Genomic DNA, 15,606 nt, shown 5'->3' on the forward strand with positions numbered 1-15,606 from the left:
ATCGAAATTTTACCGAGAGCGCGGCTTTGCCGCGCTCGCAGAGTAAAATTTCGTTGTTCTAGTCGTCCGCCGGGAGCTGTGTGCCGCCCACGTCGGGTCGACTGACGTCGCGGTCGGTTTCTTCGCCCTCGATGTCGTAGGGATACTCGCCGGTGACACAGCCCAGACAGAGGTCGAGTCGTTCCTTGCCGAGCACGTCCGCGACGGCGTCGGTCGAGAGGTAAGCGAGGCTGTCGGCGGCGATTTCGTCCCGGATCTCGCCGACGGACTTGTCCGAGGCGATGAGTTCCTCGCGGGTGGCCATGTCGATGCCCATGTAACAGGGGGCGACGATGGCGGGTGCGCCGATGCGGACGTGGACTTCCTTGGCCCCGCAGTCCTTGAGGAGCTGGACGAGCTGGGTCGAGGTCGTCCCGCGGACGATCGAGTCGTCGATGACGGTGACGGTCTTGCCCTCGATCGTGGATTTGATCGGATTGAGCTTCAGTCGGACCGCGCGTTCGCGCTCGTCCTGAGTCGGCATGATGAAGGTGCGGCCGACGTAGCGGTTCTTCATCAGGCCTTCAGCGAACTCGACGCCGTCGTCGTCCGCGTCGCGAGCCTCGCCGTCGGCGGTCGTCTCGCTCGCCGCATCGGCGTAGCCCGATGCGAACGCGCGTCCGGAGTCGGGGACCGGCATCACGACATCGGTCTCGACGCCGCTTTCCTCCCAGAGCTTGCGACCGAGGTTCCGCCGGGCCTCGTAGACCAGCGTGTCGTCGATGACGCTGTCGGGTCGCGCGAAGTAGACGTGTTCGAAGAAACAGTGGGCGGTGTGCTCGTTCTCGACGAGCTGGTAGGTATCGAAGCCCGCGCCGTCTTCCTGCAGGACGACCAGTTCGCCCGGCCGAACGTCGCGGACGAGATCCCCGTCTAAGGTGTCGATCGCCGCCGATTCCGAGGCGAGAATGTAGCCGTCCTCGAGTTCCCCGATACAGAGCGGGCGGTTCCCTTGGGGGTCGCGCACGCCGAGGACCGTGTCGTCGTGGGTGATCGTCAGCGAGTACGAGCCGTGGATCCGCCCCATCGTGCGCTTGACGGCGCGGACGAGGTCTTCCTCGAGCAGATTGCGTGCGAGATCGTGGGCGATGACCTCGGTGTCGCCGTCGCTGGTAAAGGCGTGGCCCGCGGCGGCGAGTTCGTCGCGGATCTCGTCGGCGTTGACGAGGTTGCCGTTGTGGCTCAGGCCGAGCGAGCCGCTCTTAAACGAGACGGAGAAGGGCTGTGCACACGAAGAGTCGACCGAGCCGGCCGTCGGATACCGGACGTGGCCGATCCCCGCCGACCCGTTGAGCGCATCGAGGTCTCCCTCGCCGAAGGCATCGCCCACGAGCCCCATTTCGACGTGGCTGTGCTGTTGGAACCCGTCGTGGGTGACGATCCCCGCGGACTCCTGCCCGCGGTGCTGGAGTGCATAGAGCGCGTAGTACAACGGTCGTGCCGCGTCTCGACCGTCCAGTGAGACGCCGACGACGCCACACTTTTCGGTCATCCCTGTTCGCCGGGGAGTTTCGCCCCGCCCATCAGTCATGGGAGTCAGTAGGGCACCGAGTCGATAAAAATCCCCGTGTTTGTGCTGCTTCGACTCTCCCTCGAGTAAGATCATACCCATATTCGTGTATATATTGCGAGCGAACGTGTACCGACACGCCAACGCACAGCCGGCCGGTTCGCTCGAGCGGGAACCGATCGTTCCGAACGGGAGCGGTCGATAGCAGTAGCGTCCACGTGACCGGTGCGAGGAAACATGACACAGCGTTCAAGACACTCGCCGCGAGTCAACAGCGTATGCGACTCGAGGAGTACTGGGGGGTCGGCCCGAAGACGCGGGAGACGCTGGTCGACGAGTTAGGCAGAGAGGCGGCGATCCGGGCGATCGAAAGCGGCGACGTGCGGGCGCTTGCCGACGCCGGACTCGCTCGCGGCCGCGCGACTCGTATCCTCCGGCGGGCGACCGGCGGCGCTGGCATGGACATCCTGTCGACCAGCGACGCGCGGTCGGCATACAAGGAGCTACTGGATCTTGCGGTCGAACACGCAGTCACCCAGCGGGCGGCCGATCGAATCCGTGTCCTCACGCCCCTCGACGGCCGCGAGGCGATGGAATCGCGACTCGACGACGTGCTCGCGGCCCGGGATGCCTGGGCCGACCTCGCCGAGGCCGACCGCGAGGCTGTACTCGAGGCCTACGAGCGCTACGACGAGCGCGACGGGAGCGAGCACGCGGCCGTCGAGGCCGCGCTGGCGCTGCTCGAGGCCGGGGTCGACTCCGGCCCGTTCGTCGCGATCGCGGACCTCGACGGCGAAACGCTCGGGGAAGCCGCCGAAGCGCTGGCGGCACTCGACGGCGGCAGGGTCCGCGAGGGTGCCGACGAGAAACTCGACCGGCTCCGGGCGGATCTGGGCGCGGTCGAGGACATGGACGCGAACGCGCTCGCGTTGATCGACGATCTGCGCTCGGCGGGCGTCCGCGACGCCGAGGGGTTCCGGCAGTCCTTCGAGGACCACGTGTTGACCGAGACTGACGCGACGATCGATCGGGTCCGAGACGCGATGCCCGCCGACGCAACGGACGCGACCGACTTCGTCGGCGACACGTTGCGAACGCTCCGTGCCGATCTCACGGAAGCGGTCGACGAGCGCGAACGGACCGTCGCGAGCGACCTCGAGGAAACGCTCGCAACGGCCCGCGACGCGATCGATCGGGCCGTCGCAGCGGTCGACGACATCGCACTACACCTCTCGCTGGCCCGCTTTGCGCTCGAGTACGACTGCACCCGTCCGGTCTTTGTTGACCGCGACGACGCCGCAGTGTCCGTCGTCAACGCGCGCAACCTCACGCTCGCCGCACGCGACGGGGAGTCGGTACAGCCGGTCACCTACGGGCTCGGCGAGCACGGCGTGACGAGCGTCCCGGCCGGCGTCGACTCGGTCCCGAGCAGGGACCGCGTCGCCGTCCTCACCGGCGCGAACAGCGGCGGGAAAACGACCCTACTCGAGACGCTGTGTCAGGTCGTCCTGCTGGCGGCGATGGGGCTGCCGGTCCCCGCAGACCGGGCCGAGGTGACGCCCGTCGACTCGCTGGTCTTCCACCGCCGGCACGCGAGTTTCAACGCCGGCGTCCTCGAGTCGACGCTCAAATCGATCGTCCCGCCGCTCTCGACGGGCGGGCGCACGCTGATGCTGGTCGACGAGTTCGAGGCGATCACGGAACCGGGCAGCGCGGCCGACCTGCTCCACGGGCTCGTCACGCTCTCGGTCGACCGCGAGGCGCTGGCCGTGTTCGTCACCCACCTCGCGGACGACTTAGAGCCGCTCCCGCCGGAAGCGCGGGTGGACGGCATCTTCGCGGAGGGGCTCAACCCCGACCTCGAGTTGCTCGTCGACTACCAGCCCCGGTTCGATACCGTGGGCCGCTCGACACCGGAGTTCATCGTCTCGCGGCTGGTCGCAAACGCCAGCGACCGGAGCGAGCGGGCCGGGTTCGAGACCTTGGCGGACGCGGTCGGAAACGAGGTTGTCCAGCGGACGCTCGCGGACGCGCGCTGGACCACCAGCGAGTGAGTGAGTCCGAAGCCAGCCGCGTTTGCCGTCTCGACTTTGCCCCGCTCACTCGTCGGGTTCGCCCCCGCCGCCAGTCCGCTCGTCGGTCTCTCGGCTCACATCCTCGGACCAGCGATCGGGCGTCGGCGTGTACGACGACTCCTCGTCGATCGAATCGCCGTACGTGTAGAGAATGCCGTCCTGATCCTCGCAGACGCGAGCCTCGAGGTACGCCTGTGCGGCCCGCCGTGAGAGTGCGCCCATTTCGATGATGTCGGCCAGCGCGGTCTTGGTCGCGCGAAACCAGGTCTCGATACGCTCGCCCTCATTACCGGTCCCCGACCCGGCTCCGTCCCCGTCGTCGGACCGAGCGGCGATGATCGCACCTCGGCCGTCGTCGCGGCCGTCACCCCACTCGAGCCAGCAGACGCGGTAGGCGTCGACTTCGTAGTCTACCGTCGGCGTGACGAGGTACAGGGCCTCGTGGACACAGGGATCGAGGAAGTCCTGCAGAATGCGATCGCGAGTGATCGAGTCCGCCAGCAGGGACCCCTCGACCGCGCCGTCGGCGAGGGGAGTCGCCCCCGTGATCTCGTCGGCCAGCGATAGCGTCTCGCCGCCCCAGTGGCTGTACCGCAGGTCGTAGAGACGGTCCGGCCGCCGGTAGGCGACGAGCGCCCTATGGCCCATCGTCCACCCGGCCGGAACGGCGTGAATCGGACTGCGCGACGCGCGCCTCGGGACTCATCTCGTAGCTCACGGCGGCTCTGGTCGCCCGCCGGTACTTGAACCTCCGGACGGGAGCAGTGGTCCTGTGTCAGCGCCCGTTTCGTCACCGAACCCGGGTATCAACACGACCGCGCGACTTTCTCGTGGGAAATCGGCTCGCCGACCGGCCCATCCGCGTCGACCGGCTGTTCGACGCGATAGATCGTCACCGACTCGGTTCCGTCGGGAGCGCGGTCACAAAAGTACGCGCCCGCGGACTCGAGTGTGGCGTCGCCCGCGCCCTGTCCTTTCGTCCCGTACCGCTTCCAGAGCGTCGTCGGGTACCGATCCATGGCGTTGTCCGGTCGCTCGAACGTCGCCGGTTCGCCGGTGACCAGATCGGTTGCGGTCCCGGATTCGCCGGTCGCTTCGACGACGTACCAGCTGTAGGAGTCGGGCGGCTGGGGCGCGAAGAAGGCCCAACTCGCACTCCCTAGCGCGCCGTCGTCGCTCGAGGCCGGGGTATCGACGAGCCCCGCTGCGGCGACCTGCCAGCCAACTATGGCAAGGAACAGACAGACGAGGAGCCCCGCCGCAGCGAGTCGTCCACCGCGCCGAACACGGGGAGAGACCCTCGAATTGGCTGCAGTCGAGCCAGTTTCCGCGTTCGCCGCCTCCAGACCCGTCCCCCCGTTCCTCTCGCTCGCGGCCGCTTCCGTACTCGTTTTTCCGGTTGCCTCACCCCTCACGAGGGACGCGAGGTACTGCTCGAGCCCACGTGCCGAAACGAGGGACTCGAGGCGGTCCCAGACTCGCGGCGGCAGGAAGACGAGCAGGACAGCGACCATGACGAACGGAAAGGCACCCAGTCGCATCGTCGCCGCCATGCTGAGGTGAGCGCCGACGAAGGCGGCGACGGTCGCGGTTCGGAGCCGACCGGGTGCAACCACGAGCAGTACCGACGCGGCGAGAACTCCGATCCAGAGCCAGTTGATCGCGGTCAGGAGGGGAGGAAATTCCGCGACCGTCGGCCCTACGTGGTCGATGAAGTCCTCGAGTCGGAAGATCTGCTGGACAGCCACGCCGGACAGCCACGCGTCGCTCCGGAACTTGAGAATCGCGTTGATGGCGTAGATGACGACGATATGAAGACAGAGGACCGCGGTCGCCGTCGAAACCACCCGGGAATCGTCGCGGCGCTCCCCGCTCGCGGACCGAGACTCGAGCCGACGCGAACGGAGCGACCACCGGGCCTCGAGCGGGAGAACGGCCGCCAAGAGGAGCAACGAGATGAGGATCGTATCGCCGCCGTTGACCAGATACGGGTTGCGGGCGTGAAGCGACGCGAGGAGCAGCGCCGTGCCGACGGCCGCGAGCCGGTGTCGGTAGCCGACGAGCACACACGTCGCGAAAATGCCGGTGAGCGCGAGCAAGAGTCCCTGTGCCCACACCGACCCCGACAAAGCGTGGAGGGACCACGTCGCGAGCGCGGGCGAGATTTGCTCGAGGGCGGAGCGCGGGAGGACGCCCGCGTCCGTGTAGAACGTGACTAGCCCCGGAAGCCGGAGGACGAGGAGATCGCCCAGGACGACGAGTCCCAGCCCGATCCGGAACGCGGCAAGCGCCCGCGGATCGATCCCGAGACGCGACCGGACGACCGCTCGGACCGACTCGAGTGTCGTCACCGAGTCGTCGGTCGGCGTCGCGGAATCGGAAGGGGCGGCTGTCATAGCGGAATTAGTGAAGCGGCTGGCCGATTGTCAAGCGATGTATAAGTATTTTGCTTCAGCCGATCGATGGGGCTCAAGGCCGGCTGTCAGGTCGGTCGAGCAAGTGAAGAGAAACCTCGGTCGCTGTCGGACACAACGCCGAAATCCCTCCGTGTTCTACGATAATCTACATGGGAACTCGAACGGCGTACGACGCGGTCATCTTCGACAACGACGGCGTCCTGACGACGCCGACGGATCGAGACGTACTGATCGACGCGATGGCCGACGCCTTCGAGAGCGTCGGCGTCGCCGATCCGTCCGCGGATCACATCGAGACGTTGCTCAGTCCGGACGTGTTCTCGCTGCAGCAGATTGCCGACGGCCACGGCATCGATCCCGGCGAGCTCTGGCGCGCCCGCGAAGACGCCGCGATCGCGGCCCAACTCGCCGAGCTTCGGGCCGGTCGGAAACGCCACTACGACGATGTCGTGACCCTCGAGTCACTGTCGACTCCGACAGCGATCGTCAGCAACAACCAACACGAGACGATCGAGAACGTTCTCGAGCACTGTGACCTCGCGGTCGACGTCTGGTACGGTCGCGAGCCGACCCTCGAGGGCATCGAGCGCAAGAAACCGACGCCGTACTACCTCGAGCAGGCGCTCGCCGACCTCGCGGTCGAAAACCCGCTGTTCGTGGGCGACAGCCGCGTCGACATCGCTGCGGCCGACGCGGCCGGCATCGACGCGGCGTTCATCCGGCGGGATCACCGCAGGGAGTACGCCCTCTCGAGCGAGCCGGCACACGAAATCGAGTCCCTCGACGCGCTACTCGAGTTGGTCTGATCGCTCGGGCGGGGTCGATTCGGCAGTCGGGGATCGATTACGGATCGGGAATCAGGCGATCGCGTTCGCGCTCGCCCGGCGTTCGGCGCGGGCCGCGATCGCGTCGTTCATTTCGACGAACGCCCGTTCGACGCGGGCCTCGTCGAACGCGAGCGGGGCGAACGCGCCCCGGACTGTCTCCCGCTGGAGGAGTCGCGTTCGCTCGCCGCCGTCGATCGCTACGAGGTGGAACTCGTGATAGCGGTCGAACGCGAACGGAACGACGAGTCGGTCGAGCCACGCGAGCCGCCTCCCTGGGTCGACGGTGACGGCGATCGGGCCGTCGAGTAGCCGAGCGAAATCCGGGGACTCGGCGCTGCCCGCACCCGCCGTCGTCTCGACGGCGACGCCCTCGATCGTGCGACCGATCGGATCCCACTCGGGATAGGTGTCGAACGAGAGCAGCGCGTCCCAGACGACCGACGGCGGGGCATCGATCTCGGCGAAGACTTCGACCTGTATCATGCCATATTCTACCACGCTCGGACGGATGGCTGTACCGGTCCAGACGCCGTCGGCTGGCAGCGGGGGCACCGCAGTCCGACCGCGGGACCTCGAGCGAGGGTGCCGTCGCGACCACTGCTGTCGCTTCCGCGCTGTCGGTGAACCGCGGGTCGTCGAGAGCCGCGTCACCGAGTGCTCCGGACGAAGTGACCGCAATACCCTTAGTCGCGAACCCCCGAGGGGCGTGTATGAACGGTTCGGACCGCGGACTCTCACGTCGCGCGTTCGTCCGCAGCGCCGTCGCAATCGGCGGTGCGAGCGCCCTCGCAGCCTGCCTCCAGCGCGAGGAGACCGAAGACGTGCCACAGGCCGCGCTCAACCCCGCAGAACTTCCCGATCGCCAGCACGCGTGGAACGAGTTCCTCGCGACCGACGACCACGGGAACATCGAACCGCCCGAACACCACCTCCTGCTCGGCCTCGAGTACGTCGGCGACGGGCCGGCCGACGCCGACGGCGAACGCGAACAACTCGAGGCCGCGTTCCGAACCCTCGAGACGGCCTACAAACGCGGAAACGAGGGACTGGCGTTTACCATCGGCTACGGCCCGGCGTATTTTGACCGGTTCGAGGCCGACTTACCGGAGAGCGTCGACCTGCCCGATCCCGAAGCGCTCGCGCCGATCGAGGACCCAGAACTCGACGAGTACGACGCCCTGCTCCATCTGGCCAGCGACTACGGCCACGTCACGCTGAGCGCCGAAGAGGCGCTGAACGGCGAACTCGAGGACCTCAACGGGCTCGAAGTCGAGGGCACCCTCGAGGGTGTCTTCGACGTGGCTGAGCGCCGAACGGGATTCATCGGCCGCGGCCTCCCGGCGGAGCGCCAGTCCGGCGTCAGCGGCATCCCCGACAGCGAGCCGGTTCCCGAGGACGCGCCGATGTTCATGGGGTTCAAATCCGGCTTCAGGAAGACGCAGGCGAGCGAGGACCGCGTGACGATCGAGGACGGTCCCTTCGCCGGCGGGACGACGATCCACCTCTCGAAGATCCGGCTGCACCTCCACCAGTGGTACGAACAGGACAGCCGCGAGATTCGGGTCTCCAAAATGTTCTCGCCGACCCACGCCGACGAGGGGCTGATCGACGGGGCCGGAGACAACCTCGGCGACTCGAGTCGTATCGCCGAAGTCGGCGGCGACGCCGCCGAGGACGCGCGACGCGGAACGGTCGGCCACGCCCAGAAGGCGGCGCGAGCCCGCGAGGACGGCGAGCCGATCATCCTCCGCCGGGACTTCGATTCGACCGACGACGACGCGGCGGCCACCCACTTCCTCTCGTTGCAGCGTTCGATCGCGGACTTCGTGAAAACGCGCGAGGCGATGACCGGGAGCGACCTCACCGAGGGATCGGTCAGTTCGCGGACGAACAACGGTATCCTCCAGTACATCAGGGTCCGCAACCGGGCGAACTACCTCGTGCCGCCCCGCGGGCTCCGGGCCCTTCCCGAGCCGAATCCGGACTCGGCCTAACGGCGGCCGATCGAGCGGCGAGACTCGCGTTTCCGATCCCAGTGCCGCCTTCCCTAGGGTCTTTGCCCTCGAGACCGACCCGAAAACCGATGAAAGCCGCAGCGTTTACCGATCTGATCGGTCCCGAGGGAGTGCGCGTGATCGACCGCGACGAGCCCGACCCGAGGCCCGGCGAGGCGCTGGTCGACGTCGAGGCCTGCGCGATCAACCGCCACGACCTCTGGATCCTCGAGGGCGATTCGGCGATGGTCGACGCCGACGACCTGCCCTTCGTCACGGGGCTCGACGTGGCCGGCGTCGTCAGCGAGATCGGCGAGGACGTACAGGGCCTCGAGCCCGGCGACAGAGTCGTTCTCTGCCCGAACGAGACGTGTGGGTCCTGTCGGTTCTGCCGCGAGGGGCCGGAAAATATGTGCGAGCAGTTCTCGCTCTATCACGGCGGGCTGTCCGAAACTGCCCGCGTGGCAGCCGATCGACTGATTCCGTTGCCCGACGGCGTGGAGGCGACGACCGCCGCCGCGGTTCCGACGGCGTACATGACCGCCTTCCACATGCTCCGGCGGGCCGAGGTCGGTCCCGGCGACCTCGTCTTCGTGCCCGGTGCGACCGGCGGTGTCGGCGTTGCGACGGTCCAACTCGCGGATATCCTCGGTGCGCGGACGATCGGCACGTCCTCGTCGGCCGAGAAACTCGAGCGGGTGGGCGACCTCGGACTGGATCACGGAGTCGAATCGACGGCTATCGACGAGATTCGTGCGGCGGTCGGAGAGATCGGTGCGCCAGACGCGGTTATCAACCACCTGGGTGGCGAGTTTACCGAACTCGGACAGGCAGTCATGCGCCGCGGCGGAACGATGGCGATCTGTGGCCGGACGGCGGGCAACGAGTCGACGATCGACGTGGCGAACCTCTTTCTCGGCCACAAGCGCGTCGTCGGTTCCACGATGGGCACCCAGGACGATCTGCGGCGACTCATCGATCTCGTGGCCGACGGCGAGCTTCGGCCGGAAATTGACGAAACGTACGCGCTCGAGGACACCGACGCGGCCTTTGCGGCGATGCAGGACCGCGAGAGCGTCGGCAAGATCGTCGTCGAGCCGTAAGCCGAGCGGCGGCGACGCGACCGCAGATTGGGCCAACAGCCCGTATTGCTACCCGCCGGGCGGCAACGAGCAGCGCTTTCGAGACCGGAACGCGCCGCCCCGAGTTATTTCTACACCTGTGCTGTACATTCCGTATGACGAATATCGCCATCACCGGCGCGGCGGGTAACGTGGGACGGGAAGCTATCGACGCATTCCCGGATGACGAGTACGACCTGACACTCTTTACCCACAGCGAGACCGAGGACCTGGACGCGGAGCCTCTCGAGATCACCGATCGCGAGCAATTTATCGACGCCCTCGAGGGCCAGGACGTGTTGATTCACCTCGCGGCCAACCCCTCGCCGCGGGCCGAGTGGGACGAACTCAGCGGGCCGAACGTCGAGGGGGTGTACAACGCCTTCGAGGCCGCCGAGAAAAACGACCTCGAGCGGGTGGTCTTTGCGAGTTCGAACCACGCGGTCAACATGGGGAACATCGCCTCGGTGAATCGGTCGGAATCGACCGGCGGCAGCCCCGAGGCCGTCCGGCCGGACGATCCAACGAACCCCGACACGCACTACGGCGTCACGAAGGTCTTCGGCGAGGCGATGGGGTCGTACTACGCCAAGCGACACGGGTTCGACGTGGTGAGCCTGCGGATCGGCTGGCTGCTCACCCGCGACGAACTCCGGGAGATCTGCGACGAGCGAGACGCCGCCGGCGAGCGCTACGCCCGCGCGATGTGGCTCAGCCCCGGCGACTGCCGCCGGGTGCTCAACGCGGCGGCGACGACGACGCTCGACGACTCGCCCCTGATCGCCCACGGCGTGTCCGACAACTCTGAACGCTTCCTCTCGCTTACCGAGACCATGCTCGACCTCGGCTACCGCCCGCAAGACGACTCCGAGGCGGTTCTGGGCGACGACTGAGCGGGAAACGAACTCGAGTCATCCGAATCCGTTTGGACTGTCGGTGGCTGCTGCCGAACTGTCACGAATCGACGGCCCCTCAGCCGAGTTCGTTCCCGCGAGGACCCATCGAATCGAAAGACGGAATACCGACACGTTCGTAGCGCACCACATGTCAATCAAGGTGTCCGAGTCGTCGGGCTACGGGCCGAACACCCAGATGTCCCTGTTCGGCTATATCATGGCGGCGGTACTTGTGATTATCCTGATCCCGCTGATCCCGGTGCTCGTACCGGTCTGGATCCTTTGGAAGGTGTTCGTAGCCGAAGACGAGTTCGAACACAGCTTCGAGACCTGGCGGCGCGAGACCGGTCACGACGGCTCGAGAAACGCGAACGCAGCCGATACCGAGCCAGCCGCTGACGAGGGAGATGCCCCGGAAACTGACGCCGAAAACGCAGACCAGGCCGACGCCGATCAGACGGCAGCCGAATCGTAAGCTGTCTGCCCACGTCGTTTTTACCGCGCTTTCGTTTCGCTCGTTCGAGGCCGACTCTCCGTTAGTCGTCGGCGTTCGCCGTTGGGACGAGGTCCGACGGCGGGCCGCCCGGAAGTTCGTCGCGGTCGTGAGGTGCCTCGAACGCGAGGTTCGGCCCGCGGGCGACGATCCGGTGGGGGTTCACGTCGGGATGGGTCGTGTAGTAGTGTTCTTTGATGTGGTCCATGTTCACGGTCTCGGCGACACCCGGCGTCTGGTAGAGGTCCCGCAAATACGGCCAGAGGTTGTCGTACTCCCGGATGTACTGGACGTTACACATGAAATGCGTGTGATAGACGTTATCGAACCGGACGAGCGTCGTGAACATCGCGATGTCGGCTTCGGTGAGCCGGTCTCCGGCGAGATAACGCTGCTCCGCCAATACCTCGTCCCAGTGGTCGAGCGCGGCGAAGAGGTCGTCGACCGCCTCGTCGTAGGGTCCCTGTTTCGTGGCGAAGCCGGCGCGGTAGACGCCGTTGTTGATCGGATCGTAAATCTCGTCGATGACCCGATCGATCTCGTCGCGGTAGCCCTCTGGGTAGAGATCGACATCTCGATCGGCGTACTCGTCGAACTCGGTGTCGAGCATCCGCATGATCTCTTCGGACTCGTTGTTGACGATGGTGTCTTCTTGCGTATCCCAGAGCACCGGTACCGTTACACGACAGGTCGCATCCGGATCAGCGCGGACGTATAGCTCCCGGAGGAACTCCGCGTCGTGGACGTGATCCGGCGTACAGCCCTCCTTCTCGGGCGTGAACTGCCAACCGCCCTCGCCGCGGTAGGGGTCGACGATCGAGACCGAGATCGCGTCCTCGAGGCCCTTCAGCGCTCGCGTCACGAGCGTTCGATGCGCCCACGGGCAGGCCAGAGAGACGTACAGGTGATACCGACCCGCCTCGGGTTGGAATCGAGCGTCCGGATCGTCGCGAATTTCGTCGCGGAACGGCGTCGTCTGGCGTTCGAACGAGCCGTCCTCACCGGTCGACTCGTATGCGTCCGTCCGCCACTCGCCGTCGACGAGCATGTTCATACCCCAGATAGGGGCGGGACGTTCAAATGGTCTCGCTAACACTCGCGTCACCGCCCTCGGAACTGGGGCAACGAATCGCCGACCGCACAAGTCCTCGAGTCAGACGGCAACGCTGACGACCCAGTAGCTCCCGCCGAGCGCGACGAGGACGACCCCCTCGAGTCGGGTGAGCGTCCGCCCGGTTGCGAGTACCACCGTCGAGAGGGCGGTTACGACGGCGAGCCACGCCAGCCCGAGAAAGACGGCTGGATCGACCGTCAGTGGGCTGATTACTGCCGTAATCCCAAGCACGCCGAGGGCATTGAACACGTTCGAGCCGATGATGTTCCCCGCAGCGATACTGAGGTCGCCGCCGCGTGCAGCCACGACCGAAGTGACGAGTTCCGGCAGGGAGGTCCCGGCCGCGACGATCGTCGCGCCGACGACCCACTCCGAGATACCGACGGCCAACGCCAGCCCGGCCGCTCCGTCGACTAACACGCGTCCCCCGACGATCACGAGTCCGAGGCCGGCGAGGACGCGGACCGTCTCCCGCCCGAGACGAACCTCCCGCTCGCCGCCGTTCGACGTGACGGGGGACGCCGTCTGCACGTCCGCCGGCTCGAGCGGGTCGGTTGCCGCGTCGTCCGCGCGGTCGGCGTTCCGAATCGCGACGCCGAGCACGCCGAGGTAGCAACCCAGCAAGGCGAGGAGGAGCACTCCCTCGAGCCGCGAGACCACGACGTTTGCAAGGACGAAGGTCGCAACAGCCGTCGCAGCCGCCATCGCGACCGCGTCTCGCCGGAGCAGCGACTCGGTCACGCGAAACGGCGAGAGGACGGCGACGGTCCCAAGGATCACACCGAGATTGAAGACGTTCGACCCGACGACGTTCCCGACTGCGACGTCACCTCGCCCCTCGAGTGCCGCCCCAGTCGAGACGACGATCTCGGGCGCGGAGGTCCCGAACGCGACCACCGTGAGACCGACGACGAGCGCCGAAACGCCGGCCGCGCCAGCAAGTCTCGAGGCACCGGTCACGAGCAGGCGGGCACCGATCCAGAGAGCGAGAACGCCGAGGACGAGCGAGGCCACGTCTCCGAGAGGCACCATCGTGGCGAACTCCTTCGCACGGAGCCCTGAAAATAGTCCGGCACCTGCGCCGCGTCGATCCGCGCCACGCTCGAGGCGATGATCGAAGATAAGCGTTTAAGCGACTCCCGTGAGCACTCGAGGTATGGCAGACGACGGGGATCGACACCGCCAGAGCCGCCTGTTCACGGACGAAGATGGTGATTTCGACGCGGACCGTGCGCGGGGGGAATCCCTGCCGGTCGAGGACGGCGAGGTGATCGATACCGACGAGTTGGCCGACCACCAGCGCTATATCGAGGGTCGGGGCGTCTACGACGAGCGCAATCGGGTCAACGACCTCACGGGCAAGGAGTGGAAGTTCGCCACGAAGTCCGTGATCGCCGAGCGCTACCCGCCCGCGGTTCAACACGAGCTGCGCAGCGAACACGGCGGCCAGAAACCGCCGCGGCTCTGTGCGGACCTGATCGACCGGTTCAGCAAGAACGGCGATACCGTCCTCGACCCCTTCGCGGGCGTCGGCGGCACCTTGCTCGGCGCGAGTTTCTGCGAGCACGAGGGCACCGGACTCCGGGAGGCCATCGGCTTCGAGCGCACCGAACGGTGGATCGAGATCTACCGGAATGTCCTCGCGGCGGAAAACGACGAGCGCCGGGCCCGCGGCGAGCCGCCGCTGGCCGAACAGGACCTCCGACACGGCGACTGCGCCGACTTGATCGAGGACGTCCCCGACGACTCCGTCGACCTCCTGCTGACCGACGTCCCCTACTGGCACATGGACGAACTCGAGCAGACGCGCAACGAACGCGAGACCCGCGAGAGTAAACTGGGGTCGTTCGACGAGACCGCTACCGACGCCGCCGACGCTACGGACACCGATCTCGAGGCGGCCGACGGGTCCGACGACCACCAAACGAAAGCGGAGTGGCTTGACGACATGGCCGCGAAGTTCGACCGATTCACCGAGGCCGTCGCGCCGGACGGCCACGTCGTCGTCTTCATCGGCGACATGTACCGCGAGCAGTCCTACCAGTTCCTCTCGGCGGATCTCGCGCGGGCGATCGAGTCAACCGCACCGCTCACGCTCGCGGCGAATCTGATCTGGTATGACCCGACGAAGGACCTCCACGTCTACGGCTACCCCTTTTCCTTTGTCCCCTCGATGGTCCACCAGAACGTGCTCGTCTTCCGGCTCGAGGACGGGGCCTGAGCCGCGTTCGGGAGCGTGCCGGCGTCGATGTCTGACTCTCGTCCGCCGATCGTCTGACGCGGTTTTATTGGCTACCGGTGTGACGAAAGGAACAGGCGCGCGACGGTCTCCCCACCTCCCCCCATCCCAGCCGTCAGCGCGCCTGCTCCCGGTTTTCTACCCTTTCCTAAACGGCAGTAGCTGCGCTCGATCGTAGCGACAAGACCGTGTCGAAAGCACAGTCAGGCGCTCACAGGCAACAGCGCGGACCGAACCGCGGACGCGCGATCGGTCTCGGTGATGATCGCGACCTCGTCGCCGACCGCAAGTTCGGTGCCCGGCAGCGGGATCGTCAGTGATTCACGTGCGCGCCCGTGTGCGTAGATCCGTGCGGATTCCGGCAGTTCGAGTTCGCTCATTCGCTTGCCGACCGCCGGCGATCCCTCCTGAATCTCGAGGACAGTCAACTGGAGGTTGGCGGCGAGGTCGGCGACGACGTTGAAGTCGCCGCCGAGCAGGGCCGTCTTCGCGCCCGCAGCGCCCAGTCGCTCGGGGTAGACGATTTCGTCGACCTCCTCGGCGTACTTCTCGTAGATGTCCTCGCGGTAGTCCTCGTCGATCCGCAGGACGGTCCGACAGCCATGATGGGTGCCGACCATACACGCCGCGAAGTTGACGTTGAGGTCGGGCGTGAACGCGCCGATGGCGTCGGCGGCCTCGATCCCCGCATCGACGAGGGCGTCTTCGTCGGCCCCGTCGCCTCGCACCGTCTCGAACCCCTCGTCGCTCGCGCGCTCGATGCGGTCGACGTCGTCGTCGACGATAACGACCTCGTGGCCCTCTTCGGCGAGGATAGTTGCCGTCCGCGAGCCGACCCGACCGTATCCCACGATGACAAACCTCATGGTACCACGGTACGC

The 15,606-nt window shown here is 66.7% G+C and carries 14 protein-coding genes; 7 read left to right on the plus strand and 7 right to left on the minus strand.

The window, feature by feature from the left end; all coding sequences use genetic code 11:
* Positions 1-58: 58 nt before the first annotated feature.
* A complete protein-coding gene (gene purF / locus ACJYUO_RS13595) occupies positions 59-1,531 on the minus strand; it encodes an amidophosphoribosyltransferase (protein ID WP_494345997.1) in 1,473 nt (490 codons plus the stop codon).
* A gap of 296 nt (positions 1,532-1,827) precedes the next feature.
* Here purF and ACJYUO_RS13600 point away from each other — a divergent pair, with 296 nt between their 5' ends.
* Positions 1,828-3,603 carry a MutS-related protein gene (locus ACJYUO_RS13600; RefSeq protein ID WP_494345891.1) on the plus strand — a complete coding sequence of 592 codons (1,776 nt, stop codon included), beginning with the start codon at positions 1,828-1,830 and terminating at the stop codon, positions 3,601-3,603.
* Positions 3,604-3,648: 45 nt separating this feature from the next.
* Here the strand turns inward: ACJYUO_RS13600 and ACJYUO_RS13605 are convergent, their stop codons facing one another.
* Together ACJYUO_RS13605 and ACJYUO_RS13610 are read right to left on the minus strand one after the other, a co-directional pair.
* Positions 3,649-4,272, minus strand: coding sequence for a DUF6735 family protein (locus ACJYUO_RS13605; RefSeq protein ID WP_494345892.1), 624 nt, complete (start codon positions 4,270-4,272; stop codon positions 3,649-3,651).
* 158 nt (positions 4,273-4,430) lie between these two features.
* On the minus strand, positions 4,431-6,020 hold the full coding sequence (locus tag ACJYUO_RS13610) for an HTTM domain-containing protein (protein ID WP_494345893.1): 1,590 nt from the start codon (positions 6,018-6,020) through the stop codon (positions 4,431-4,433).
* Between the two features lie 170 nt (positions 6,021-6,190).
* Here ACJYUO_RS13610 and ACJYUO_RS13615 point away from each other — a divergent pair, with 170 nt between their 5' ends.
* Positions 6,191-6,847 carry an HAD family hydrolase gene (locus tag ACJYUO_RS13615; protein ID WP_494345894.1) on the plus strand — a complete coding sequence of 219 codons (657 nt, stop codon included), beginning with the start codon at positions 6,191-6,193 and terminating at the stop codon, positions 6,845-6,847.
* 51 nt (positions 6,848-6,898) lie between these two features.
* On the opposite strand, the gene ACJYUO_RS13620 is transcribed toward ACJYUO_RS13615, so the two are convergent.
* Entirely contained in the window at positions 6,899-7,351 is a 453-nt protein-coding gene (locus ACJYUO_RS13620; protein ID WP_494345895.1) for an SRPBCC family protein, read from the minus strand.
* A gap of 227 nt (positions 7,352-7,578) precedes the next feature.
* Here ACJYUO_RS13620 and ACJYUO_RS13625 point away from each other — a divergent pair, with 227 nt between their 5' ends.
* From ACJYUO_RS13625 to ACJYUO_RS13640, 4 genes are all read left to right on the plus strand, one after another.
* Positions 7,579-8,862: a DUF7405 family protein gene (locus tag ACJYUO_RS13625; RefSeq protein ID WP_494345896.1), complete on the plus strand. Its 1,284-nt coding sequence runs from the start codon at positions 7,579-7,581 to the stop codon at positions 8,860-8,862.
* Between the two features lie 89 nt (positions 8,863-8,951).
* Complete coding sequence (locus ACJYUO_RS13630; RefSeq protein WP_494345897.1) at positions 8,952-9,965, plus strand: alcohol dehydrogenase catalytic domain-containing protein; 1,014 nt, start codon at positions 8,952-8,954, stop codon at positions 9,963-9,965.
* Positions 9,966-10,099: 134 nt separating this feature from the next.
* On the plus strand, positions 10,100-10,876 hold the full coding sequence (locus ACJYUO_RS13635; protein ID WP_494345898.1) for an NAD-dependent epimerase/dehydratase family protein: 777 nt from the start codon (positions 10,100-10,102) through the stop codon (positions 10,874-10,876).
* 151 nt (positions 10,877-11,027) lie between these two features.
* Entirely contained in the window at positions 11,028-11,354 is a 327-nt protein-coding gene (locus tag ACJYUO_RS13640; RefSeq protein ID WP_494345899.1) for a DUF7535 family protein, read from the plus strand.
* A gap of 61 nt (positions 11,355-11,415) precedes the next feature.
* Here ACJYUO_RS13640 and ACJYUO_RS13645 read toward each other — a convergent pair whose 3' ends face one another.
* Together ACJYUO_RS13645 and ACJYUO_RS13650 are read right to left on the minus strand one after the other, a co-directional pair.
* On the minus strand, positions 11,416-12,426 hold the full coding sequence (locus ACJYUO_RS13645) for a glutathione S-transferase family protein (protein ID WP_494345900.1): 1,011 nt from the start codon (positions 12,424-12,426) through the stop codon (positions 11,416-11,418).
* A 99-nt stretch (positions 12,427-12,525) separates the two neighbouring features.
* Positions 12,526-13,518 (minus strand): calcium/sodium antiporter, encoded by a 993-nt coding sequence (locus ACJYUO_RS13650; RefSeq protein WP_494345901.1) that lies wholly within the window; start codon positions 13,516-13,518, stop codon positions 12,526-12,528.
* A 124-nt stretch (positions 13,519-13,642) separates the two neighbouring features.
* Between ACJYUO_RS13650 and ACJYUO_RS13655 the strand changes: the two genes are divergently transcribed.
* A complete protein-coding gene (locus tag ACJYUO_RS13655) occupies positions 13,643-14,707 on the plus strand; it encodes a DNA methyltransferase (protein ID WP_494345902.1) in 1,065 nt (354 codons plus the stop codon).
* Positions 14,708-14,928: 221 nt separating this feature from the next.
* On the opposite strand, the gene ACJYUO_RS13660 is transcribed toward ACJYUO_RS13655, so the two are convergent.
* Complete coding sequence (locus ACJYUO_RS13660) at positions 14,929-15,591, minus strand: potassium channel family protein (RefSeq protein ID WP_494345903.1); 663 nt, start codon at positions 15,589-15,591, stop codon at positions 14,929-14,931.
* Between the last annotated feature and the right edge of the window lie 15 nt (positions 15,592-15,606).

The sequence above is a fragment of the Natrinema sp. CRL1 genome (genome assembly GCF_059162405.1).